Genomic DNA, 23566 nt, shown 5'->3' on the forward strand with positions numbered 1-23566 from the left:
CCGGGGATCGTCTGGAGCATTGATGTTGTTCGCACCGGCTACTTGGCGGTGGATCGGCGCGGGCAGCCATTCCAAAACCCTGATCCGAGAAAGGTGCGACCGCGCCCAACTGCCAGCCCGCGTATGACCAGCGGTGGCTTAGCTCCGCATTGTAAGGAATCCCCCTCAGTGTGCCCTTTCGCGATACCCCCTGCCCCAAAACAGAACCCTGCACGCCTGTCTCCGGCCATGCTTCTGATCTCTGCCGGAGTTGCGAGGTGAAGCGGGGCGATAAGGGTGACGAGTTGATGACCGTCCCCGAGGTGCTCGCGGAGCTGAAGGGTACGTCCCGTCGAACCTTCTACAGATGGCGCGAGCTGGGTACAGGTCCCGCCGTGCTGAAGCTCCCCAACGGCGAATTGCGTGTCTGGCGCAGTGCGCTCATGGAATGGCTGCATGAGAGAGAGGAAGCTGCAGCTTGAAAACGACCGACGTTCGGATATGGGACGTCAGGGTAAAGCAGCGCCAGGGCAAGGACACCTACGAGGTGCGCTGGGTCGTGGCGGGGCGTGAGGTATCTCGCTCGCGTCGCACTAAGGGGCTTGCCGACAAGCTGCGGGCGCAGCTCCTCATGGCCCAGGAGAATGGGGAGCAATTCGATACAGAGACGGGCTTTCCTCCTTCGATGGAGGAAAAGGCGCCTGCCCTCACCTGGTACGCCTTCGCCTTGAAATACCTGAAGTTGAAGTGGCCGCATGCCGCGCCGAACTATCGGGACGAGATCAATGAGGCGCTGACGGGTGTAACAAAGGCACTCATGCCGAAGCGCCCCGGGCGGCCGACGGATGCAGCGATGCAGCGAGCGCTTCGGGACTGGGTGTTTGTCCTTCCCGGACCGGAAGCGCGCGAAATCCCCCCAGAGGTCAGAGCCGTGGTCGACTGGTTGGCAAGGAATTCGCCTCCGCTTGCTGATCTGGCCAAGCCAGTCGTCATGCGCGGAGTGCTGGAAGCGCTAAAGCTGAAACTCGACGGAGAAGCGGCGTCGAGTGAAACTTTTAAGCGCAAGCGTAAGGTTCTCGTCAACGCGCTCAACTACGCCACGGAGCTGGGCGAGTTCGACGACAATCCCGTCCATTCGGTTTCCGTAGAGGGACCGTCAGGAATCGTTGCCGTTGACCCCCGTGTCGTGGCGAACCCGAAGCAGGCCGGCAACCTGATCGGCGCCGTCTCGTACGTGGGCGGTTACCACCGAGCCAGGGGTCGGCGACTGGTGGGCATGTTCGCCGGCATGTACTACGCCGGGATGCGCCCGGCGGAGGCTGTCGGCGTCGCGGTCCAGGACTGCCACCTCCCCGAGGAGGGCTGGGGGCTGGCGAATCTCCATCGGACCCGACCGACGGCAGGGAAGAAGTGGACCAAGACGGGCGAGGTGCACGACGACCGCGGGCTGAAGAACCGCGATCCCAAGGAGGTGCGCCCGACCCCACTGCCACCGATCCTCGTCGCCATCTGGCGCGACAGCATCGACACGTTCGGCACGGCAGATGACGGCAGACTCTTCTTCAACGAGCGTGGCGGACTGGTCGGCTCCTCGACCTACTCGCGAGTGTGGGCCGAGGCCCGCGAGCTCGGCCTGCCACCGGAACTTGTTGCGAGCCCACTCGCTGACCGTCCGTACGACTTGCGTCACTCGGCGCTGTCCACCTGGCTGAACGCCGGAGTCGATTCGACGGAGGTCGCGGAGCGGGCCGGAAACACGGTGGAGGTGCTGTTGGCTCGGTATGCGAAGTGCCTCCATGGGCGGCACGTGGTAGCCAACAAACGAATCGAGGATCTGTTGCTCGAATACGAGTGACGATGATCACACTGAACGCCCCGGGGCTAAACCCTCGGGGCGTTTGTTATGTGCCGGATTGGACGTTTAGTGACCCAATGTCCGATCCCGCGTATGTCCCGCAGCACGCGTCCTACGGCTGCTTTCGCTGGCCATTGGCTGCATATAGCTGCAGTCCCCTCATTTTGGCATCTGCGCTGGTCAGGTGGCCTTTTAGCCCTCTGACCGGCAGTGCCCCCGGCAGGATTCGAACCTGCGCACACGGCTCCGGAGGCCGTTGCTCTATCCCCTGAGCTACGGGGGCGTGTCCGCTGCGCTGCGTGCGCGGCGACGGGTAGAACCCTACCAGTTCATCCGGGGTGTTCATGAACGGGTTTCCGGCGTCGCCCGGCGCGGCGGCGGAGGCCGAGGGGCGTCCCCCGCAAGGGCCGGAAGTGGGGAAAACCCGGACGCGGTGGCCGGTCCGCACCTACTCTCGAGTTGTGCCAGGCGCGTCGGGCCGGGTGCTTGTTGTGGACGACAACAAGGTCATCCGGCAGCTGATCAGGGTCAATCTCGAACTGGAGGGTTTCGAGGTGGTGACCGCGGCTGACGGTGCCGAGTGTCTGGATGTCGTTCATCAGGTGCGGCCCGATGTCGTGACCCTTGATGTCGTCATGCCCCGGCTGGACGGGCTGCGGACCGCCTCCAGGCTCCGCTCCGATCCGCTGACCCGTGACCTTCCGCTCGTCATCGTCAGCGCGTGCACCACGTACGAGGTCGAGACCGGACTCGATGTGGGGGTCGACGCCTTCCTGGCCAAGCCCTTCGAGCCTGCCGAACTCGTGCGCCTCGTGCAGCAGTTGATCGAGCGCAGGAGAAGTGCGAGGGGCCGGGCAGAGGGTGGTGAGTCCGGGCTCGGGAGTGTTCTCGGGTTCGGGGAGGCCGAGCGGGCCGGTCGCGCCGGCGGCTGACCGGGGCGGACGCCCCGCGTTGACCCGCCCCGTCCACATCGCGGACCCTCGCCCAAATCGGCTCGCCCTCCCACCCCCCTCCTCCCCTACGCTTGTGCCGTGACCCCCGTCGAGCTCTCCCGCACCGTGCTGCGCGCGGTGCGTCGTGCTGTAGACGAGGGGGAGCTGAGCGTGGCCGTGCCGCAACGGGCCGTTGTGGTGCCGCCCGGTCCGGGTGGCTGTGGCGACTACGCCACCAACATCGCCCTGCAGCTCGCACGGCCCTCCGGGCAGCCGCCCCGGCGGGTTGCAGAGATCCTGCAGCAGCACCTCGCCCGGACGGACGGCGTCGCCGACGTCGTCGTCACCGGGCCTGGCTTCCTCAACATCAGCCTGCACGCGGCAACCGCGTCCGCGGCCGCGCTCACGCGCGAGATCCTCCGTGACGGCACGGCGTACGGTCACAGTGACGCCCTCGCCGGGCAGGTCGTCGAGCTGCGTATCCCGTACGAGGTCCGGGCGGAAGTCGTCGCCGACGCCCTCGTGCGCATCGTCGGTTCCCAGGGCGGCCGCGTCGAGGTCGACCACGGTGAGCCGGTGAACCTCCGGCCCGTCCCGGCCCCCGACGACCCCGCCCTCCTCGGCCCCGACGCCGCCCGCTGGGCACTGCTGCACCCCGCCGCCCACGACCGGCCCCGTATCACCGCCGATCATCTGGTCCAGCGCGAGAGCAACCCTCTCTTCCGAGTCCGTTACGCCCACGCCCGCACCCGGGCCCTCAGCCGTAACGCCGCCGACCTGGGCTTCACCCCCGAGCCCGGAGACGTAGAGCACGTACAAGAGGACGTGGCCGCTCTGCTCGCCGTCCTCGCCGACCACCCCCGCGTCCTCGCCCGTGCGGCTGCGCAGCGCACGCCCGACAGTCTCGCCCGGCACCTCGTCACCGTCGCCGACGCCGTTCTCGCCGTCCTTCCGGTGGTGCTGCCGCGCGGTGACGAGAAACCCTCGGCCGCCCACCGTGCCCGGCTCGCGCTCGCCGAAGCCGCCGGGGCGGTGCTGGCCGGCGGCCTGTCCCTGCTCGGCATCGACGCACCCCAACACCTCTAGAGAGCCAGCGAAGAAGATGAGCCGTTCCGCACACCCCGCCGGGCCCCGTCACGCCGACGTCCTCCCGGAGGGCCACTACTCCGCCCCGCCCAGCGACCTCAACGTCCTCGACCCCAAGGTCTGGGCCCAGACGGTCACCCGTGACGAGGACGGGGTGGTCACCGTCGGCGGTATCGACGTGAAGACCATCGCCGAGCAGTACGGCACCCCCGCCTACGTCCTCGACGAGGCCGACTTCCGGGCCCGGGCGCGGGCCTGGCGCAGTGCCTTCGGGGCCGACGCCGACGTCTTCTACGCCGGCAAGGCGTTCCTGTCGCGTGCCGTCGTGCGGTGGCTGCACGAGGAAGGGCTCAATCTGGACGTGTGCTCCGGGGGCGAGCTCACCACCGCTCTCTCCGCCGGCATGCCCGCCGACCGCATCGCCTTCCACGGCAACAACAAGTCGGTGCAGGAGATCGAGCGGGCCGTCCGCGCCGGTGTCGGGCGGATCGTCCTCGACTCCTTCCAGGAGATCGTGCGCGTGGCCCACATCGCGCAGGAACTCGGCAGGCGGCAGCGGGTGCAGATTCGTATCACCGTGGGTGTGGAGGCGCACACCCACGAGTTCATCGCCACCGCGCACGAGGACCAGAAGTTCGGGATCCCGCTGGCCGGCGGGCAGGCCGCGGAGGCCGTGCGGCGGGCGCTGCAGCTCGACGGGCTCGAGCTCATCGGGATCCACAGCCACATCGGGTCGCAGATCTTCGACATGTCCGGGTTCGAGGTTGCCGCGCACCGGGTGGTCGGGCTGCTCAAGGACATCCGTGACGAGCACGGCGTCGAGCTGCCCGAGATCGACCTCGGGGGCGGGCTCGGGATCGCGTACACGAGCGACGACGATCCGCGTGAGCCGCACGAGATCGCCAAGGCGCTCACCGAGATCGTCACGCGTGAGTGCGAGTCGGCCAGGCTGCGCACCCCGCGCATCTCCGTCGAGCCGGGACGGGCCATCGTCGGTCCGACGGCCTTCACGCTGTACGAGGTCGGCACCATCAAGCCCCTCGACAACCTCCGTACCTACGTCTCCGTCGACGGCGGTATGTCGGACAACATTCGCACCGCGCTGTACGACGCCGAGTACAGCGTCGCGCTCGTGTCGCGGACCTCGGACGCCGCACCCATGCTCGCCCGTGTCGTCGGCAAGCACTGCGAGAGCGGGGACATCGTGGTGAAGGACGCGTTCCTGCCCGCCGACCTGGCACCGGGTGACCTCGTCGCCGTGCCCGCCACGGGTGCGTACTGCCGGTCCATGGCCAGCAACTACAACCACGTGCTCCGGCCGCCCGTCGTCGCCGTGAACGACGGCGAGGCGCGGGTCATCGTCCGCCGCGAGACGGAGGAGGACCTCCTGCGTCTCGACGTCGGATGAGCCGGACGTCCGGGAAACTCCCGGCGGGGTGGAAGATCTCCTGTCTGCCACCCCAGTACAAATGAAATAGATGTCTCACGATCCGGACATAGGACAGAAACTCCCGTCCGGTGAGTGAGACTGGTCCCACCGTAGACGGTATGAGGAAACGAGGTCGGATGATGCGTACGCGTCCGCTGAAGGTGGCGCTGCTGGGCTGTGGGGTTGTCGGCTCAGAGGTGGCGCGCATCATGACGACGCACGCCGACGACCTCGCCGCCAGGATCGGGGCGCCCGTCGAACTGGCGGGTGTGGCCGTGCGCCGGCCCGACCGGGTCCGCGAGGGCATCGACCCGAATCTCGTCACCACCGACGCCACCGCGCTCGTCAAACGCGGCGACATCGACGTCGTGGTCGAGGTCATCGGCGGCATCGAGCCTGCCCGCTCCCTCATCACCACCGCCTTCGAGCACGGCGCGTCCGTCGTCTCCGCCAACAAGGCGCTGCTCGCCCAGGACGGCGCCGCGCTGCACGCCGTCGCCGAGGAGCACGGCAAGGACCTCTACTACGAGGCCGCCGTCGCCGGCGCCATCCCGCTGATCCGCCCGCTGCGCGAGTCCCTCGCCGGCGACAAGGTCAACCGGGTGCTCGGCATCGTCAATGGGACGACGAACTTCATCCTCGACAAGATGGACAGCACGGGGGCCGGGTACCAGGAGGCGCTCGACGAGGCCACGGCGCTCGGTTACGCCGAGGCCGACCCCACCGCCGACGTCGAGGGCTTCGACGCCGCCGCGAAGGCCGCCATCCTCGCCGGTATCGCCTTCCACTCGCGGGTGCGGCTCGACGACGTCTACCGCGAGGGGATGACCGAGGTCACCGCGGCCGACTTCGCCTCGGCGAAGAACATGGGCTGCACCATCAAGCTCCTCGCCATCTGCGAGCGGGCGCAGGACGGCGGCTCGGTGTCCGCGCGCGTGCACCCCGCCATGATTCCGCTGAGCCACCCCCTCGCCTCCGTGCGCGGCGCGTACAACGCCGTGTTCGTCGAGTCCGACGCGAGCGGCCAGCTCATGTTCTACGGGCCCGGTGCCGGCGGTTCGCCGACCGCGTCCGCCGTGCTCGGCGACCTCGTCGCCGTCTGCCGCAACCGGCTCAGCGGGGCAACGGGGCCCGGCGAGTCGGCGTATGCCGCGCTGCCCGTGTCGGGCATGGGTGACGTCGTCACCCGCTATCACATCAGCCTCGACGTGGCGGACAAACCGGGTGTTCTCGCCCAGGTGGCGACCGTCTTCGCTGAGCACGGTGTGTCGATCGATACGGTTCGCCAGCAAGGCCGGCCAGAGGGGGACGGCGACGCATCGCTCGTCGTCGTCACCCACCGCGCGTCCGACGCCTCCCTCTCCGGGACCGTCGAGGCGCTGCGCAAGCTCGACACCGTGCGGGGTGTCGCCAGCATCATGCGGGTTGAAGGAGAGTAACCAGCAATGACCCACCAGTGGCGCGGAATCATCGAGGAGTACCGGGACAGACTGCCGGTGTCCGACACCACGCCGGTCGTGACGCTCCGCGAGGGCGGCACGCCCCTCGTGCCCGCGCAGGTGCTCTCCGAGCGCACGGGCTGCGAGGTCCACCTGAAGGTGGAGGGCGCGAACCCCACCGGGTCCTTCAAGGACCGCGGCATGACCATGGCCATCACGCGGGCCAAGGAGGAGGGCGCGAAGGCCGTGATCTGCGCCTCCACCGGCAACACGTCCGCGTCCGCGGCCGCGTACGCCGTGCGGGCCGGCATGGTTTCGGCCGTTCTCGTCCCGCAGGGCAAGATCGCCCTCGGTAAGATGGGACAGGCGCTCGTGCACGGCGCCAAGATCCTCCAGGTCGCCGGCAACTTCGACGACTGCCTCACCCTGGCCCGCGCCCTGAGCGACAACTACCCCGTGGCGCTGGTGAATTCGGTCAACCCGGTGCGCATCGAGGGCCAGAAGACGGCCTCCTTCGAGATCGTCGACATGCTGGGCGACGCCCCGGACATCCATGTCCTCCCGGTCGGGAACGCGGGCAACATCACCGCGTACTGGAAGGGCTACAAGGAGTACGCCGCCGACGGCGTCGCCACCCGCACCCCCCGCATGTGGGGCTTCCAGGCCTCCGGTTCCGCCCCGATCGTGCGCGGCGAGATCGTCAAGGACCCCTCGACCATCGCCACCGCGATCCGCATCGGCAACCCCGCCTCCTGGCAGTACGCCCTGGCCGCGCGGGACGAGTCCGGCGGCTTCATCGACGAGGTGACGGACCGTGAGATCCTGCGCGCCTACCGGCTGTTGGCCGCGCAGGAGGGCGTCTTCGTCGAGCCGGCGTCCGCCGCGTCCGTCGCCGGCCTGCTGAAGGCCGCCGAGCAGGGCAAGGTCGACCCGGGCCAGAAGATCGTGTGCACGGTCACCGGAAACGGCCTGAAGGATCCCGACTGGGCCGTCGCCGGCGCCCCGCAGCCGGTCACCGTCCCGGTCGACGCGGTGACGGCGGCCGAGCGCCTCGGTCTGGCCTGACGACCGGCACGACGTCCGGCCCGAGGGGGAACTCCCTCCGAGGGGTGCACAGGGGGCTTACGGCACGCATCGTGCGCCTCCTGTGCGCCCTATGTCGCCACAGAAGCATCCTTCGATAGGCTGTACCGAACCCGCCCGCCGCATATGCCTCCACCCGTGGAGCGTCTGGACGGTGCCGCGCCGTCTCTGCGGCCTGAGGGTCTCCCCGTACGTAGCCGATGTCGTATCGAATGTTTTCGACCATCACGCAGCTCAAGGAGAGTCATCGAGAGATGGCCGGTCCCGCCTTCCGCGCCGCCGCCGTAAGGGTGCGCGTCCCCGCCACCAGCGCCAACCTCGGCCCGGGCTTCGACGCCTTCGGTCTGTCGCTGGGGCTCTACGACGACGTCGTCGTCAGGGTGGCCGACTCCGGGCTGCACATCGACATCGCGGGCGAGGGCAGCGAGACGCTGCCGCGTGACGAGAAACACCTTCTCGTACGCTCCCTGCGCACCGCCTTCGACCTGCTCGGCGGGCAGCCGCGCGGCCTCGAGATCGTCTGCGCCAACCGCATCCCGCACGGCCGTGGCCTGGGATCCTCCTCTGCCGCCATCTGCGCGGGCATCGTCGCCGCGCGGGCCGTGACCATAGGCGGGGAGTCGAAGCTGGACGACACGGCCCTGCTCGAGCTCGCGACCGAGATCGAGGGCCACCCCGACAACGTGGCGGCCTGTCTGCTCGGCGGCTTCACCCTCTCCTGGATGGAGGCGGGCGCCGCCCGCGCCATCAGGATGGATGCCGCCGATTCCATCGTTCCGGTGGTTTTCGTGCCCGGAAAGCCGGTCCTCACCGAGACCGCGCGCGGCCTGCTCCCGCGCACCGTGCCGCACGTCGACGCCGCCACCAACGCGGGCCGTGCCGCCCTGCTCGTCGAGGCCCTCACCAGGCGCCCCGAGCTGCTGCTGCCCGCCACCGAGGACCGCCTCCACCAGGAATACCGCGCTCCCGCCATGCCGGAGAGCGCCGCGCTGGTGGAGCGGCTGCGGGCCGACGGAGTCCCGGCAGTCATCTCGGGTGCGGGACCCACCGTGCTGGCGCTGGCCGACGCCGACAGCGCCGACAAGGTCGCCCATCTGGCAGGCGAAGGCTGGGCCGCGAACCGGCTCGAACTCGATGCCCAGGGAGCGAGCGTGCTGCCGCTCGCCACCCAGGGTGTTGATTAAAAAGCCTGCGGTTGCCGGATTTCGAGAGGGGGAATGTTTGTTGGATCCGGTAGTGTTAATCTCAAGTCTGCACCCGACCCCACCATGGCGAGGTGCTTCGTGTCCCCGTCCGGGACAGACATTCTTCCGGGAGCCTCCCAAGCCGCACTGTGTTCCGTACGACGTACGCGGGCAGTACCTCGTACGCGGGCACTGAGCGACTTGCCGGGCACGCTCCGGAATCGGTGCGACCAAGCCACGTGACACCGACACTCGGTGCCACGGCTTTGGGAAGCGCCATCCCAGATATTGCCTCCGCCACCTTTGGCGGACCACCGCCCCGGCACGGTCCACACAGCAAGGACCGAAGCCGGAAGCACAACCGGTCGCCGAGCCAGACAGGCCGACGTCCGCTCCAGGGAAGGACCCTTCGTGAGCGACACCACCGATCTGATGGGCGCACGTGTCGAGGAGACCGCTGCCGCGCCCGCCACGGACGCCTCCGCGCCTGCCACCGGTGCAGGCTCCCGGCGGCGCCGCGGTACCGGCCTCGAGGGCATGGTGCTGGCCGAGCTGCAGCAGGTCGCATCCGGCCTCGGCATCAGGGGCACCGCGCGCATGCGCAAGAGCCAGCTGATCGAGGTCATCAAGGAGGCGCAGGCGGGTGGCGGTGCCCCGGCGAAGGCCGAGGCCGCCGCCGAGACCAAGCCCAAGCGCCGCGCCACCTCCAAGGCTCGTACGGGCGAGGACGCCGCTCCCGCCGCCGAGAAGAAGGCGGCCGCCTCGGCCGAGAAGGCCGTGGCCCAGCAGCAGATCGAGATCCCCGGCCAGCCGGCTGGGGGCCCCTCCCGCGCGAGCGAAGCCGAGCGCGGGGGAGAGGACGCTCCCGTCGAGCGCCGCCGTCGTCGCGCCACCGCCGAGGCGGGCAGCCCCGAGACGGTCGCCGCCGAGGCGAAGAGCGAGCCGAAGGCCGAGACGCCCGCCCCGCAGGCGCAGGGCGACGCCGGTGACGGCGAGGGCCGTCAGGGCCGCCGTGACCGCCGGGACCGTGACCGCGGAGGCCGTGACCGCTCGGGCCGCGGCAACAAGGGCGACGAGCAGCAGGGCGGCCAGGGCGGTGGCCAGCAGCGCCAGGACCGTCAGGACCGTCAGGACCGGGGGGACCGCCAGCAGGGCGGCGCCCGCCAGGACCGCCAGCAGCGTGACAACGGCCCGCAGGACGACGACGACTTCGAGGGCGGCCGCCGCGGCCGTCGGGGCCGTTACCGGGACCGCCGTGGCCGTCGTGGCCGTGACGAGATGGGCAGCAGCGAGCCGCAGATCGGCGAGGACGACGTCCTGATCCCGGTCGCGGGCATCCTCGACATCCTGGACAACTACGCCTTCATCCGTACGTCGGGCTACCTGCCGGGCCCCAACGACGTGTACGTCTCCCTCGCCCAGGTCCGCAAGAACGGCCTGCGCAAGGGCGACCACGTGACCGGCGCGGTCCGTCAGCCCAAGGAAGGCGAGCGGCGCGAGAAGTTCAACGCGCTGGTGCGTCTCGACTCCGTCAACGGCATGGCGCCCGAACACGGCCGTGGCCGCCCGGAGTTCAACAAGCTCACCCCGCTCTACCCGCAGGACCGCCTCCGCCTGGAGACGGACCCCGGTGTCCTCACCACCCGGATCATCGACCTCGTGTCGCCGATCGGTAAGGGCCAGCGCGGTCTGATCGTGGCCCCGCCGAAGACCGGTAAGACCATGATCATGCAGGCGATCGCCAACGCGATCACGCACAACAACCCCGAGTGCCACCTGATGGTCGTCCTGGTCGACGAGCGTCCGGAAGAGGTCACCGACATGCAGCGGTCGGTCAAGGGCGAGGTCATCTCCTCGACCTTCGACCGCCCGGCCGAGGACCACACCACGGTCGCCGAGCTCGCCATCGAGCGCGCCAAGCGCCTGGTGGAGCTGGGTCACGACGTGGTCGTGCTGCTCGACTCCATCACCCGTCTGGGCCGTGCCTACAACCTCGCCGCGCCCGCCTCCGGCCGCATCCTGTCCGGTGGTGTCGACTCGACCGCGCTGTACCCGCCGAAGCGCTTCTTCGGTGCGGCGCGCAACATCGAGGACGGCGGTTCGCTGACCATCCTCGCCACCGCCCTGGTGGACACCGGGTCCCGCATGGACGAGGTGATCTTCGAGGAGTTCAAGGGCACCGGCAACATGGAGCTCAAGCTGGACCGGAAGCTGGCCGACAAGCGCATCTTCCCGGCGGTGGACGTGGACGCGTCCGGCACCCGTAAGGAAGAGATCCTGCTCGGCAACGAGGAGCTGGCGGTCGTCTGGAAGCTGCGGCGGGTGCTGCACGCGCTCGACCAGCAGCAGGCCATCGAGCTGCTGCTGGACAAGATGAAGCAGACGAAGTCGAACGTCGAGTTCCTGATGCAGATTCAGAAGACGACTCCCACGCCTGGGAACGGCGACTGACAGCTCGACACCAAAAGGCCGCCCCCCGTCACAGCAGTGACGGGGGGCGGCCTTTTGGCGCTGAGAGGAAGGGGTGCACTCTTGCGCCCCTCCTGTCACTTGTGTCCCCAGGGGGAAACACCCTTGTCCACACCCATGTCCGGCAGCGGTCGTCACAGACGTCGGATGCGTCTTGCCCTGCCCGTCGCCGCCGCAGGCGTTGCCGCGGCCGTCGCCGCCGCGCTGCTGAGTTCCTCGGCGAATGCCGCCACCTCCGTGCCGGCGCCGGCCACCAAGCCCGCCACCAAGTCCGTCTCGACGGCACAGCTGACCAAGCGGATCGCCGGTGCGCTCGCCACCGGCGGCACCGCGGGGAAGACGGCCCCGAAGTCGTCGTTCAGCGCGAGCACCACCGACTCCACCTCGTCCGGCTCCACCGTGAGCCCGTACGTCATCGGCGGCACCGACACCGCCATCACCTCGGCGCCCTGGATGGCGCAGCTCTGGTACTACGACGACCAGGGCACCACCGACACCAGCGACGACCTGGGCTTCTTCTGCGGCGGCACGGTCGTCTCGCCGACGAAGATCCTCACCGCCGCGCACTGCGTCAAGGACGAGAACGGCACCAGCTACAACTGGAAGGCCTACGGCGCCGTCCTGACCGGCACCTCGCAGCTGCCGACCACGGACAGCTCCGGCAACACCGACCTGCACGGCGGCACCGTCTCGCTCCCGCTCAGGCAGTGGAACCACCCGTCGTACAGCCCGTCGACGATCAACAACGACATCGCCGTCCTCACCCTGGCCTCGCCGATCACGGCCACCCCGATCAGGATGACGACCTCGGGCGACACGGCCTCCTACGCGGGCGGCACCAGCGCCACGCTCTACGGCTGGGGACGCACCAGCTCCCAGAGCCAGGACATCTCCGACACGCTGAAGTCGGTCTCCCTGACCATTCACGCCGACAGCACCTGCTCGGGCGTGTACGGCAGCGAGTACATCGCGGGCCACATGATCTGCGCAGGCACGCAGAGCGGCAGCGACACCGGTACCAAGGCCGCCTGCAACGGCGACTCCGGCGGTCCGCTGATCGTCAACAACCGCATCGTGGGCGTCGTTTCATGGGGCGTCGCGGACTGCGTGGAGAAGGGCTACTACAGCGTCTTCTCCAAGGTCAGCACCTACATCGGTGCCGCCTACGCGAACGTCGCCGACACCAACCTCAGCTACACGGACGGCAAGGCCGACCTGTTCCTGCGCCGTGCCTCCGACGGCACGGGCTACGAGGCGGACTCCAAGGGCAGCGCGTTCTCCCCGGTCGTGAACCTGGGCAGCTTCTCGGGCCTCAACGTCGTGCTGCAGACCGACCTCAACCGGGACGGCTACCAGGACTTCGTGGTCCGGCAGAGCTCCACCGGCGACGTCTACTGGACGCACTACGTGCCCGCCAGCGACTCCTGGGCCAAGTCGAAGCTGTACAGCGACTGGAAGACCCGCCTGCGGATCATCACGCCCGGCGACGTCACCGGTGACTACCTGCCCGACCTGCTCTCGGTCGACTCCGGCGGCACGCTGTGGATCTACCCCGGCAAGGGCAACGGCTCCTTCGGGGCGCGCGTGTCCGTGGGCACGGGCTGGAACCAGTACAACATGCTGCGCGGACACGGCGACTTCAACGGTGACGGCAAGGCCGACCTGCTCGCCCGCAAGAGCAGCACCGGCGACCTGTACCTGTACAAGGGCACCGGCAAGTCCGGCACGGGTGCCTTCTCGGCCCGTGTCAAGGTGCGCAGCGCCTGGACCGGATACAACGCCTTCGCGGCCGTCGGGGACGTGAGCGGCGACGGCAAGGCCGACTTCCTGGCCCGTACCTCGGGCGGCACGCTCTATCTCTACAAGGGCACCGGCAAGGCCACGACGGAGATCTTTGCCACAAGGATCTCCGTCGGCAGCGACTACAAGCAGTACGACATCTTCGGCTGAAACCGCTGGTGAGCCTGGTACCGCCATAAACAGGCAGTGACGCTCTGTGCCCAATCCTCCGCGGGTTGGGCACAGAGCGTTGTGCAACCCTTTCCCGAGTTCCTCCGTCTGACCCGACGGAGCGACGATGGTGCGGTAAGCGCCGTTTCGACAGGCCTGTCCCTGAACGCAGGGGGTAACCGACCGGACGAGAACGAGGAGCACATGTCCGCCGAGAGCACGCCGGAACCCGGGATACCGGGGGAGCCCGGCACCAACGGCACGCGCGGCCGCGCCAAGGGCCGCCGCCGCAAGCCCCGCAGCACGCGCCACAAAGGCCTGCTGATCGCGGCGTGGACCGCCGCGGGCATCGTCGTGCTGGGCGGCACCGGAGCCGGATACCTGTACTTCAAGCTCAACGGCAACATCAAGAGCGTCGACATCGACTCGGCCCTGGGCACGGACCGGCCGACCAAGGTCGACAACGGCTCCGAGAACATCCTGGTCCTCGGTTCGGACAGCCGCTCGGGCAGCAACAAGAAGCTCGGCGGCGGCACCGACGACGGCAGCGCCCGCTCCGACACGGCGATGGTCGTGCACGTCTACAAGGGCCACAAGAAGGCCAGTGTGGTCTCCATGCCCCGCGACACCCTCATCGACCGCCCCGAGTGCACCGACACGAACGGCAGGACGCATCCCGCCGCGACCGGCGCCATGTTCAACACCGCGTACTCCACCGGCGGCGCCGCCTGCGCCGTGAAGACCGTGGAGTCGATCACCGGGCTGCGCATGGACCACTACCTCGAGGTCGACTTCAGCGGCTTCGAGAAGCTCATCGACGAGCTCGGCGGCGTCCCGGTCACCACGACCAAGAACATCAAGGACTCCCAGAGCCATCTGAACCTCAAGGCCGGCACGCACACGCTCGACGGCGAGCAGGCCCTCGGCCTGGTCCGCACCCGGCACGGCGTCGGCGACGGCTCCGACCTCGGCCGTATCCAGCTCCAGCAGGCCTTCATCAAGGCCCTGGTCGAGCAGGTCAAGCACGTCGGCATCTTCACCAGCCCGAAGAAGCTCTACGACCTCGCCGACACCGCCACCAAGGCCGTGACGACCGACTCCGACCTCGGCTCGGTCAACTCCCTCATGGGCTTCGCCAACGGCCTGAAGAGCATCGGCTCCAGCAACATGCACATGATCACGATGCCGGTCCAGTACGACCCGTCGAACCCGAACCGCGTGATCGTGGAGAAGGTCAAGGCCCAACAGGTCTGGGACGCTCTCAAGAACGACCGCACGATCCCGAAGTCGGCGACTGAGGGAACGGCAAGTGGCGAAGCAAAGGGTGTGGTGAGCGCCCCTTGAGGGGCGCGGGGAACTGCGCGATCAACCCCCACTGGCCCGCACGGGAATACACGACCCGAACCCCCGGTTTTGGGGGATGGCCCCAGTCCTGGCAGACTGGTACGTCGGCCCCGGTTCACGCGACCGCACCCCGCGGAAGCGACCCGGCGCCCTCCCGAAACTAGGAGACACCTTGAAGCGCGACATCCACCCCGAGTACGTCGAGACGCAGGTCAGCTGCACCTGTGGCGCGTCGTTCACCACCCGTAGCACGATCTCCAGCGGCACCATCCGCGCCGAGGTCTGCTCCGAGTGCCACCCGTTCTACACGGGCAAGCAGAAGATCCTCGACACCGGTGGCCGTGTGGCCCGCTTCGAGGCCCGCTTCGGCAAGGCTGCTGCCGGCTCCAAGAAGTAGCTGGCTCCCATTCGCCGGTCCACGGCCGCGCCCTTCTCAGGCGTGCCGGGACCGGCGTTTTTGGTCGCCCGCCTTCCCCCTTCTTCCACGCAGTACAGGAGCCCAAGATGTTCGAGGCCGTCGAGGAACTCGTCGGTGAGCACGCCGACCTGGAGAAGAAGCTCGCCGACCCGTCGGTCCACGCCGACCAGGCCAACGCGCGCAAGCTGAACAAGCGCTATGCGGAGCTCACCCCGATCGTCGCCACGTACCGCTCCTGGAAGCAGACCGGCGACGACATCGAGACGGCGAAGGAATTCGCCGCCGCCGACCCGGACTTCGCCGCCGAGGTCAAGGAGCTGGAGAAGCAGCGCGAGGAGCTGACGGAGAAGCTGCGCCTGCTGCTCGTGCCCCGGGACCCGTCCGACGACAAGGACGTGATCCTCGAGATCAAGGCCGGCGCGGGCGGCGACGAGTCCGCGCTCTTCGCCGGCGACCTGCTGCGCATGTACCTCCGGTACGCCGAGCGCGTCGGCTGGAAGACCGAGATCATCGACGCCACCGAGTCCGAGCTGGGCGGCTACAAGGACGTCCAGGTCGCCGTGAAGACCAAGGGCGGCCAGGGCGCCACCGAGCCCGGGCAGGGCGTGTGGGCCCGGCTGAAGTACGAGGGCGGCGTGCACCGCGTGCAGCGCGTGCCGGCCACCGAGTCCCAGGGCCGTATCCACACCTCCGCGGCCGGTGTCCTGGTCACGCCCGAGGCCGAGGAGGTCGACGTCGAGATCAACCCGAACGACCTCCGCATCGACGTCTACCGCTCCTCGGGACCCGGCGGCCAGTCCGTCAACACCACCGACTCCGCGGTGCGCATCACGCACATTCCGACCGGAGTCGTCGCCTCCTGCCAGAACGAGAAGAGCCAGCTGCAGAACAAGGAGCAGGCGATGCGTATCCTGCGCTCCAGGCTGCTCGCAGCGGCGCAGGAGGAAGCGGAGAAGGAAGCCGCCGACGCCCGCCGCAGCCAGGTCCGCACCGTCGACCGCTCCGAGAAGATCCGCACGTACAACTTCCCGGAGAACCGCATCTCGGACCACCGCGTCGGCTTCAAGGCCTACAACCTGGACCAGGTCCTGGACGGCGACCTCGACGCGGTGATCCAGGCCTGCGTCGACGCGGATTCGGCGGCGAAGCTGGCGGCTGCATAAAGGCACCTGCGCACCACCCAGTACGACACGGAGGAATGCGTGAACCTGCTGCTCGCAGAGGTGGCACAGGCCACCCAGCGGCTGGCCGACGCCGGCGTGCCCTCGCCGCGCACCGACGCGGAGGAGCTCGCCGCGTTCGTGCACGGCGTGAAGCGCAGCCAACTGCACTCCGTGAAGGACTCGGACTTCGACGCCCGCTACTGGGAGGTCATCGCCCGGCGTGAGCAGCGCGAGCCGCTGCAGCACATCACCGGGCGGGCCTACTTCCGCTACCTCGAACTCCAGGTGGGGCCGGGCGTGTTCGTGCCGCGGCCCGAGACCGAGTCCGTGGTCGGATGGGCCATAGACGCCGTACGCGCCATGGACGTCGTGGAGCCCTGCATCGTCGACCTGTGCACCGGCTCCGGCGCCATCGCGCTCGCCCTCGCCCAGGAGGTGCCGCGCTCGCGTGTGCACGCCGTGGAGCTGTCCGAGGAAGCGCTCCAGTGGACCCGCAAGAACGTCGAGGGTTCGCGCGTCGACCTGCGCCAGGGCAACGCCCTCGACGCCTTCCCGGACCTCGACGGCCAGGTCGACCTGGTCATCTCCAACCCGCCGTACATCCCGCTGACCGAATGGGAGTACGTCGCTCCCGAGGCGCGGGACTACGATCCCGAACTCGCCCTGTTCTCGGGGGAGGACGGCCTCGATCTCATCCGCGGTCTGGAACGGACCGCGCACCGGCTCCTGCGCCCGGGCGGTGTCGTCGTCATCGAGCACGCCGACACCCAGGGCGGCCAGGTGCCGTGGATCTTCACGGAGGAGCGGGGCTGGGCCGACGCGGCCGACCACCCGGACCTCAACAACCGCCCCCGGTTCGCGACGGCCCGCAAGGCACTGCCGTGACCGCCCCGACGACCCACTTCCCGATGTACGTGTACTTCGTGTACGAGGAGGCCCGCTAGAGATGGCTCGGCGATACGACACCAACGACGCGACGGACCGCACGACCGGTCTGCGCGAAGCCGCGTCCGCCGTTCGCCGTGGCGAGCTCGTGGTCCTCCCGACCGACACGGTGTACGGCATCGGCGCGGACGCGTTCTCCTCGGAGGCGGTCGCCGACCTGCTGGAGGCCAAGGGCCGGGGCCGCACCATGCCCACCCCCGTGCTGATCGGGTCTCCGAACACGCTCCACGGTCTCGTCACCGACTTCTCCGAGCCGGCCTGGGAGCTCGTCGACGCCTTCTGGCCGGGCGCGCTCACCCTCGTCGCCAAGCACCAGCCGTCCCTGCAGTGGGACCTGGGGGACACCCGGGGCACGGTCGCCATCCGGATGCCGCTGCACCCGGTCGCCATCGAACTGCTGACCGAGGTCGGCCCCATGGCCGTGTCCTCGGCGAACCTGACCGGCCACCCCGCCCCCGAGGACTGCGACGCCGCGCAGGAGATGCTCGGTGACTCGGTCTCCGTCTACCTGGACGGCGGCCCGACCCCCGGCAACGTCCCGTCCTCCATCGTCGACGTCACCGGCACGGTGCCGGTGCTGCTGCGCGAGGGCGCGATCTCGCCGGACGAGCTGCGGAAGGTCGTACCCGACCTCGAGGTGGCGAATTGACGGCCCCTGACGCGGGGCGTGGCATAGGCAACGGGGAAGAGACGGGGAACCTGTTCGAACACGGCGTCCCCATGACCAACTTCCGCATCCTCCACGTCAGCACCGGCAATGTGTGCCGCTCGCCGATCACCGAGCGGCTGACCCGCCATGCCCTGGCGGCCCGGCTCGGCGACCCCCTGTGGGGCGGGCTGATCGTGGAGAGCGCGGGCACCTGGGGCCACGAGGGCGCGCCGATGGAGGCCAACGCGGAGGCGGTCCTCGCGGACTTCGGCGCGGACGCCTCCGGCTTCATGGGCCGTGAACTCCTCGACGAGCACGTCATCATGGCCGACCTCGTCCTGACGGCGACCCGCGACCACCGCGCCCAGGTCATCTCCATGGGTCACTCGGCGGGCCTGCGCACCTTCACCCTGAAGGAGTTCACCCGCCTGGTGAAGGCGATAGACCCCGCGACGCTGCCGCCCCTGGAGGACGGCGTGGTGGCGCGCGCGCGTGCCCTGGTGCGGGCTGCGGCGGCTCTACGCGGGTGGCTCCTGGCCCCGACCGCCGAGGCGGACGAGGTGTACGACCCGTACGGGGCGCCGCTGTCCTTCTTCCGGTCCATCGGTGAGGAGATACACCAGGCGCTGGATCCGGTGGTGACGGCGCTGACAGGGGTGCCCGCGCGCGCTTGACGCCGGACGCGTCGTGTCACATCACTCACCGGGGTACCTGCGAAGGCGTAACAACCGAGCACCTCACCCGTACCGGGCCTACATTGGTCGTACGTCACCGTCGACGCCCCCGGAGCCCATCATGCCGGTCACTCACACCCTCGAGGCCGATGTCCTGCGCCGGCAGGACCCCGAGCTGGCCGAGATCCTGCTCGGTGAGCGCGACCGGCAGTCGACGACGCTGCAGCTCATCGCCGCCGAGAACTTCTCCTCGCCCGCGGTGCTGGCCGCGTTGGGCTCGCCGCTGGCCAACAAGTACGCCGAGGGGTACCCGGGCGCCCGCCACCACGGCGGCTGCGAGATCGTCGACGTCGCCGAGCGCCTCGCCGTGGACCGCGCGAAGGCCCTGTTCGGCGCCGAGCACGCCAACGTGCAGTCGCACTCCGGGTCTTCGGCCGTCCTCGCCGCGTACGCGGCACTCCTGCGGCCCGGCGACACCGTCCTCGCCCTCGGCCTTCCGTACGGCGGCCATCTCACGCACGGCTCGCCCGCCAACTTCTCCGGCCGCTGGTTCGACTTCGTCGGCTACGGCGTCGACGCCGAGACCGGGCTCATCGACTACGACCAGGTGCGCACCCTCGCCCGTACGCACCGCCCCAAGGCGATCGTGTGCGGCTCCATCGCCTACCCCCGGCACATCGACTACGCCCTCTTCCGCGAGATCGCCGACGAGATCGGTGCCTATCTCATCGCCGACGCCGCCCATCCCATGGGACTCATCGCCGGGGGAGCGGCGCCCAGCCCGGTGCCGTACGCCGATGTGGTCTGCGCGACCACGCACAAGGTGCTGCGCGGGCCGCGCGGCGGGATGATCCTGTGCGGCGCCGAACTCGCCGAACGGGTCGACCGGGCCGTCTTCCCCTTCACCCAGGGCGGCGCGCAGATGCACACCATCGCCGCCAAGGCCGTCGCGTTCGGCGAGGCGGCAACACCGGCGTTCAGCTTGTACGCCCATCAGGTGGTCGCCAATGCCCGGACACTGGCGGCGCTGCTGGCCGCGGAGGGCCTGGTGGTCACCACGGGCGGCACGGACACCCATCTGATCACCGCCGACCCGGCGCCCCTCGGCGTCGACGGACGCACCGCGCGCGGCCGCCTCGCCGCGGCCGGAATCGTCCTGGACTGCTGTGCGCTGCCGCACGGGGACGCCCGTGGCCTGCGGCTCGGCACGGCGGCCGTGACCACCCAGGGGATGGGAGAGGAGGAAATGGCCTCGATCGCCTCGCTGCTCGCGGATGTGCTGCGGGGCGGGACCGAGAGCCAGAAGGCGCGTGATCAGGTGCGCGAGCTCACCGGTAGATTTCAGCCGTACACCGGCTGAGCGGGGGTAGACGCACCTGCGTACCACTGGGTGCAGCCTGCGTGCACAGGCACGCGTGCAACCATCGTCGCTACCCGGCAGTCCCCATTCATATGCGTGCGTCGCTAGGGTGTGGGGCTGAGATGGCCAGCGAGACCTGTGGGGAAGCCTGTGCGTGAATACCTGCTGACGCTCTGCATCACGGCCGCGGTGACGTATCTGCTGACAGGGCCGGTACGGAAGTTCGCGATCGTGGCCGGAGCCATGCCGGAGATCAGGGCCCGTGACGTGCACCGGGAGCCCACTCCGCGCCTCGGCGGGATCGCCATGTTCTTCGGCCTGTGCGCGGGCCTGCTGGTCGCGGACCATCTCACCAACCTCAACGAGGTCTTCGAGAAGTCCAACGAACCGCGGGCGCTGCTCTCCGGAGCGGCGCTCATCTGGCTCATCGGCGTCCTGGACGACAAGTTCGAGATCGACGCCCTGATCAAGCTGGGCGGCCAGATGATCGCCGCCGGCGTCATGGTCATGCAGGGTCTGACGATCCTGTGGCTGCCGATCCCGAGCGTGGGCACCGTCGCGCTGACCCAGTGGCAGGGCACCCTGCTGACGGTGGCGCTGGTCGTCATCACCATCAACGCGGTCAACTTCGTCGACGGCCTCGACGGTCTCGCCTCCGGCATGGTGTGCATCGCCGCCGCCGCGTTCTTCATGTACGCCTACCGCATCTGGTACTCGTACGGCATCGAGGCCGCCGCCCCCGCGACGCTGTTCGCGGCCATTCTGATGGGCATGTGCCTCGGCTTCCTGCCGCACAACATGCACCCGGCGCGCATCTTCATGGGCGACTCGGGCTCGATGCTGATCGGGCTGGTGCTGGCCGCGGGCGCGATCTCCATCACGGGGCAGGTCGACCCGGACAGCCTGTTCGGCGGGTCCCAGCGCCAGGCGGTGCACCAGATGGTGCCGGTCTACATCCCCCTGCTGCTGCCGCTGACGATCATCGCGATCCCCGCCGCCGACCTGGTGCTGGCCATCGTGCGCCGCACCTGGCGCGGTCAGTCGCCCTTCGCCGCGGACCGCGGGCATCTGCACCACCGGCTGCTGGAGATCGGGCACTCGCACAGCAGGGCCGTCCTGATCATGTACTTCTGGTCGGCGCTGATCGCCTTCGGCGCCCTCGCCTACTCGGTCAACTCGGCCTCCATGTGGATCGTGCTGGGCATCGTGGTCCTGTGCGCCATCGGTCTGCTGCTCCTCCTGCTGCCGCGCTTCACCCCACGCGCCCCGCGCTGGGCCGAGCACTTCGTGCCGCCGCGCTACCGCCGCCGCAGGGCCGTCGCCGAATCGGCCTCGACTCCCGCGCACGCGGCCGCGGTCGAAGAGGAACAGCGCCCACCGGCCGTGGCCGGTGTGGCAGGGGTCAACGGTGCGACCGCCCTCGGCGCGCGGCCGCGTTTCCTGGACCGGCGCAAGGCCGGTACCCCGCGTTGACCGGGCAAGGTAAGAATCTGACTAGAGCATTGCCAACTCGTGGGGGAGCAAAGTCTCCCAATACCAGACAAGCCGGTTCTGTTTCTGCACAGACGCGCACTGTCACTCTCATGTGTGACAGCAAGCACACCGACTAGGTAAAGACCGCATCAAATAGTTTGTGATACGGTTCACGAGAACCCCGGAGAGAGCTGAAGGACCGTAGTGCGACGGTCCATTGGCCGTGAGTTCCCCTCTCGATCCGGGACTACGCTCGTCCATGACGACACCTGCCCCCCTGTGAAAGCGGAGTTGCCGCCATGCCGTCCAATGACGTCCGGAACCTCTTGCAGACCGCTGTGCCCGCAGCGGCTGCCGGCGCGATCGTCGTCGCCGTCAGCGCTGGGGTCGCCGGCGGCAAGGGTGCGCTCGGCGCGGTGGTCGGCACACTGCTCGCGATCCTGTTCATGGGGATCGGTCTGTATGTCCTGCAGTGGACGGCAAAAACGCTCCCGCAGTTGTTCCAGGCCATGGGGCTGATGCTCTACGTCGCTCAGCTCCTGCTGCTCCTGATCTTCGTCGCCGTCTTCAAGGACACCAACCTCTTCAATGCGAAGACGTTCGCCGTCTCGCTCGTCGTCGCAACTGTCGTGTGGATGGCCGCGCAGGCTCGTGCGCATATGAAAGCCAAGCTTTTCTACATCGACCCCGACTCCGAGAAGAGTGGAAAGTCCGAGAAGACAGGGTCGTCGTCGTGAGGGATAGGGGCGGGATAAAGGCTTGTGGGATCTCCTGCTATCGTCCGGTGCCAACTGCGGCATCGCGGGCGCGGGCATCTGAGCTGACGCCTGATCGATCGCGAGGCTTGATGCCCCCCAGCCGCCCTCACATCCGTAACACCAGTCCAGTGCCGACCCGCGGCTGCGCGCCGCGCCGACACAACGAGGTTGCCGTACCCATGCGTCACGCCGAAGGAGCCCGCGGTGAGTGCTGACCAGACCCAGCTCGCCTTTGACTGGAGTTGTCGGATCATGTCCGACAACGGGTGTGGCTTCCCGGCCCCGGGCCTGAACTCGTTCCTCTTCAAGCCGATCGTCACGGTCGGGGGGTTCGAGTTCAACAAGGTCATGCTCCTTGCCCTCATCACCAGCCTCCTCGTCATCACCTTCTTCGCGGCGGCCTTCGGCAAGGCCAAGGTCGTCCCGGGCAAGCTCCAGATGGTTGCCGAAGCGGGCTACGACTTCGTACGCCGGGGGATCGTCTACGAGACGCTGGGCAAGCGCGAGGGCGAGAAATACGTCCCGCTCATGGTCTCGCTGTTCTTCTTCATCTGGATCATGAACATCTGGTCCGTGATTCCGCTGGCCCAGTTCCCGGTTTCCTCGGTCTTCGCCTTCCCGGTGGTGCTGGCCGCGGTCGTCTACATCACGTGGGTCTCCCTGACCTTCAAGAAGCACGGCTTCGTCGGCTTCTTCAAGAACGTGACGGGCTACGACAAGTCGCTCGGTGGCGTCCTGCCGCTCGTCATGGTCATCGAGTTCTTCTCGAACCTGCTGGTCCGCCCGTTCACGCACGCGGTGCGACTCTTCGCCAACATGTTCGCGGGTCACCTGATGCTGGTGATGTTCACCGTCGCCTCCTGGTACCTGCTGAACAGCTACATGATCCCGGCCGCCGGTGTCTCGTTCGTGATGACCGTGGTCATGATCCTCTTCGAGCTTTTCGTACAGGCCGTCCAGGCGTACGTCTTCGTGCTGCTGGCCTGCTCCTACGTTCAGGGCGCTCTCGCCGAGCATCACTGAGCCGAGTACCACCCGCCCGCACCCCCGAGACGTCCGGTGGCCAACCCCCACCGGTCCAAGAAAGAGAAGGAAGAACCGGCATGTCCGCTCTCCAGACACTTGCTGCTGACACCGTTCACGGCTCGCTCGGCTCCATCGGCTACGGCCTTGCAGCCATCGGCCCCGGCGTCGGCGTCGGCATCATCTTCGGTAACGGCACGCAGGCCCTGGCCCGTCAGCCCGAGGCGGCCGGCCTGATCCGCGCCAACCAGATCCTGGGTTTCGCCTTCTGTGAGGCGCTCGCCCTCATCGGCATCGTCATGCCGTTCGTGTTCGGTACCTGATCCGCCTTACCTGACACGTTCCGACGAAAG

At 68.7% G+C, this 23566-nt stretch carries 21 protein-coding genes and 1 tRNA gene; 21 read left to right on the forward strand and 1 reads right to left on the reverse strand.

Features of this window, described 5'->3' with window-relative positions:
• Window positions 1-287 precede the first annotated feature (287 nt).
• Together ACWC1K_RS23130 and ACWC1K_RS23135 are read left to right on the forward strand one after the other, a co-directional pair.
• On the forward strand, window positions 288-461 hold the full coding sequence (locus ACWC1K_RS23130; RefSeq protein WP_450833853.1) for a helix-turn-helix transcriptional regulator: 174 nt from the start codon (window positions 288-290) through the stop codon (window positions 459-461).
• On the forward strand, window positions 458-1834 hold the full coding sequence (locus tag ACWC1K_RS23135) for a tyrosine-type recombinase/integrase (RefSeq protein ID WP_450833855.1): 1377 nt from the start codon (window positions 458-460) through the stop codon (window positions 1832-1834). The genes ACWC1K_RS23130 and ACWC1K_RS23135 overlap by 4 nt, the downstream gene beginning before the upstream one ends.
• A gap of 211 nt (window positions 1835-2045) precedes the next feature.
• Here the strand turns inward: ACWC1K_RS23135 and ACWC1K_RS23140 are convergent.
• Window positions 2046-2117, reverse strand: a tRNA-Arg gene (locus tag ACWC1K_RS23140).
• Window positions 2118-2178: 61 nt separating this feature from the next.
• Here ACWC1K_RS23140 and ACWC1K_RS23145 point away from each other — a divergent pair.
• From ACWC1K_RS23145 to ACWC1K_RS23235, 19 genes are all read left to right on the forward strand, one after another.
• Complete coding sequence (locus ACWC1K_RS23145) at window positions 2179-2766, forward strand: response regulator (protein ID WP_450833857.1); 588 nt, start codon at window positions 2179-2181, stop codon at window positions 2764-2766.
• 99 nt (window positions 2767-2865) lie between these two features.
• Window positions 2866-3852: an ArgS-related anticodon-binding protein NrtL gene (gene nrtL / locus ACWC1K_RS23150; RefSeq protein ID WP_450833859.1), complete on the forward strand. Its 987-nt coding sequence runs from the start codon at window positions 2866-2868 to the stop codon at window positions 3850-3852.
• Between the two features lie 16 nt (window positions 3853-3868).
• Window positions 3869-5260, forward strand: coding sequence for a diaminopimelate decarboxylase (gene lysA / locus ACWC1K_RS23155; RefSeq protein ID WP_450833861.1), 1392 nt, complete (start codon window positions 3869-3871; stop codon window positions 5258-5260).
• 161 nt (window positions 5261-5421) lie between these two features.
• Window positions 5422-6720, forward strand: coding sequence for a homoserine dehydrogenase (locus ACWC1K_RS23160; RefSeq protein WP_450833976.1), 1299 nt, complete (start codon window positions 5422-5424; stop codon window positions 6718-6720).
• 6 nt (window positions 6721-6726) lie between these two features.
• Window positions 6727-7785: a threonine synthase gene (thrC, locus tag ACWC1K_RS23165; RefSeq protein ID WP_450833862.1), complete on the forward strand. Its 1059-nt coding sequence runs from the start codon at window positions 6727-6729 to the stop codon at window positions 7783-7785.
• Between the two features lie 272 nt (window positions 7786-8057).
• Complete coding sequence (thrB, locus tag ACWC1K_RS23170; protein ID WP_450833864.1) at window positions 8058-8987, forward strand: homoserine kinase; 930 nt, start codon at window positions 8058-8060, stop codon at window positions 8985-8987.
• Between the two features lie 411 nt (window positions 8988-9398).
• Window positions 9399-11438 carry a transcription termination factor Rho gene (gene rho, locus ACWC1K_RS23175; RefSeq protein ID WP_450833865.1) on the forward strand — a complete coding sequence of 680 codons (2040 nt, stop codon included), beginning with the start codon at window positions 9399-9401 and terminating at the stop codon, window positions 11436-11438.
• Window positions 11439-11603: 165 nt separating this feature from the next.
• Complete coding sequence (locus ACWC1K_RS23180; protein ID WP_450833867.1) at window positions 11604-13406, forward strand: trypsin-like serine protease; 1803 nt, start codon at window positions 11604-11606, stop codon at window positions 13404-13406.
• 204 nt (window positions 13407-13610) lie between these two features.
• Window positions 13611-14750: an LCP family protein gene (locus tag ACWC1K_RS23185; RefSeq protein ID WP_450833868.1), complete on the forward strand. Its 1140-nt coding sequence runs from the start codon at window positions 13611-13613 to the stop codon at window positions 14748-14750.
• A 172-nt stretch (window positions 14751-14922) separates the two neighbouring features.
• Window positions 14923-15147 carry a 50S ribosomal protein L31 gene (gene rpmE / locus ACWC1K_RS23190; protein WP_019753312.1) on the forward strand — a complete coding sequence of 75 codons (225 nt, stop codon included), beginning with the start codon at window positions 14923-14925 and terminating at the stop codon, window positions 15145-15147.
• A gap of 107 nt (window positions 15148-15254) precedes the next feature.
• A complete protein-coding gene (gene prfA, locus ACWC1K_RS23195) occupies window positions 15255-16331 on the forward strand; it encodes a peptide chain release factor 1 (RefSeq protein ID WP_450833870.1) in 1077 nt (358 codons plus the stop codon).
• 39 nt (window positions 16332-16370) lie between these two features.
• A complete protein-coding gene (gene prmC, locus ACWC1K_RS23200; RefSeq protein ID WP_030928668.1) occupies window positions 16371-17216 on the forward strand; it encodes a peptide chain release factor N(5)-glutamine methyltransferase in 846 nt (281 codons plus the stop codon).
• Window positions 17217-17277: 61 nt separating this feature from the next.
• A complete protein-coding gene (locus ACWC1K_RS23205; RefSeq protein ID WP_450833871.1) occupies window positions 17278-17925 on the forward strand; it encodes an L-threonylcarbamoyladenylate synthase in 648 nt (215 codons plus the stop codon).
• The gene (locus ACWC1K_RS23210) at window positions 17922-18599 is read left to right on the forward strand and encodes an arsenate reductase/protein-tyrosine-phosphatase family protein (RefSeq protein WP_450833872.1); all 678 of its coding nucleotides are present in this window, start codon (window positions 17922-17924) and stop codon (window positions 18597-18599) included. Before ACWC1K_RS23205 ends, ACWC1K_RS23210 begins: the two co-directional genes overlap by 4 nt.
• 121 nt (window positions 18600-18720) lie before the next feature.
• On the forward strand, window positions 18721-19959 hold the full coding sequence (locus tag ACWC1K_RS23215; RefSeq protein ID WP_450833873.1) for a serine hydroxymethyltransferase: 1239 nt from the start codon (window positions 18721-18723) through the stop codon (window positions 19957-19959).
• Window positions 19960-20109: 150 nt separating this feature from the next.
• Window positions 20110-21432 (forward strand): MraY family glycosyltransferase, encoded by a 1323-nt coding sequence (locus ACWC1K_RS23220; RefSeq protein ID WP_450833874.1) that lies wholly within the window; start codon window positions 20110-20112, stop codon window positions 21430-21432.
• Between the two features lie 299 nt (window positions 21433-21731).
• Window positions 21732-22169 (forward strand): hypothetical protein, encoded by a 438-nt coding sequence (locus ACWC1K_RS23225; protein WP_450833876.1) that lies wholly within the window; start codon window positions 21732-21734, stop codon window positions 22167-22169.
• Window positions 22170-22442: 273 nt separating this feature from the next.
• Complete coding sequence (atpB, locus tag ACWC1K_RS23230; protein WP_450833977.1) at window positions 22443-23213, forward strand: F0F1 ATP synthase subunit A; 771 nt, start codon at window positions 22443-22445, stop codon at window positions 23211-23213.
• Between the two features lie 80 nt (window positions 23214-23293).
• Window positions 23294-23536, forward strand: a complete 243-nt coding sequence (locus tag ACWC1K_RS23235; RefSeq protein ID WP_099931312.1) for an ATP synthase subunit c family protein — start codon at window positions 23294-23296, stop codon at window positions 23534-23536.
• Window positions 23537-23566: the final 30 nt, after the last annotated feature.

It is taken from the genome of Streptomyces sp. NPDC001492 (assembly GCF_053597275.1).

Coding starts and splice junctions, on each gene's coding strand:
- ACWC1K_RS23235 (WP_099931312.1), top strand. CDS start 23,294: ATGTCCGCTCTCCAGACACTTGCTGCTGACACCGTTCACGGCTCGCTC.
- atpB (WP_450833977.1), top strand. CDS start 22,443: ATGTCCGACAACGGGTGTGGCTTCCCGGCCCCGGGCCTGAACTCGTTC.
- ACWC1K_RS23145 (WP_450833857.1), top strand. CDS start 2,179: ATGAACGGGTTTCCGGCGTCGCCCGGCGCGGCGGCGGAGGCCGAGGGG.
- ACWC1K_RS23160 (WP_450833976.1), top strand. CDS start 5,422: ATGCGTACGCGTCCGCTGAAGGTGGCGCTGCTGGGCTGTGGGGTTGTC.
- ACWC1K_RS23185 (WP_450833868.1), top strand. CDS start 13,611: ATGTCCGCCGAGAGCACGCCGGAACCCGGGATACCGGGGGAGCCCGGC.
- ACWC1K_RS23215 (WP_450833873.1), top strand. CDS start 18,721: ATGCCGGTCACTCACACCCTCGAGGCCGATGTCCTGCGCCGGCAGGAC.
- prfA (WP_450833870.1), top strand. CDS start 15,255: ATGTTCGAGGCCGTCGAGGAACTCGTCGGTGAGCACGCCGACCTGGAG.
- ACWC1K_RS23205 (WP_450833871.1), top strand. CDS start 17,278: ATGGCTCGGCGATACGACACCAACGACGCGACGGACCGCACGACCGGT.
- thrB (WP_450833864.1), top strand. CDS start 8,058: ATGGCCGGTCCCGCCTTCCGCGCCGCCGCCGTAAGGGTGCGCGTCCCC.
- ACWC1K_RS23180 (WP_450833867.1), top strand. CDS start 11,604: ATGCGTCTTGCCCTGCCCGTCGCCGCCGCAGGCGTTGCCGCGGCCGTC.
- thrC (WP_450833862.1), top strand. CDS start 6,727: ATGACCCACCAGTGGCGCGGAATCATCGAGGAGTACCGGGACAGACTG.
- ACWC1K_RS23130 (WP_450833853.1), top strand. CDS start 288: ATGACCGTCCCCGAGGTGCTCGCGGAGCTGAAGGGTACGTCCCGTCGA.
- lysA (WP_450833861.1), top strand. CDS start 3,869: ATGAGCCGTTCCGCACACCCCGCCGGGCCCCGTCACGCCGACGTCCTC.
- ACWC1K_RS23225 (WP_450833876.1), top strand. CDS start 21,732: ATGCCGTCCAATGACGTCCGGAACCTCTTGCAGACCGCTGTGCCCGCA.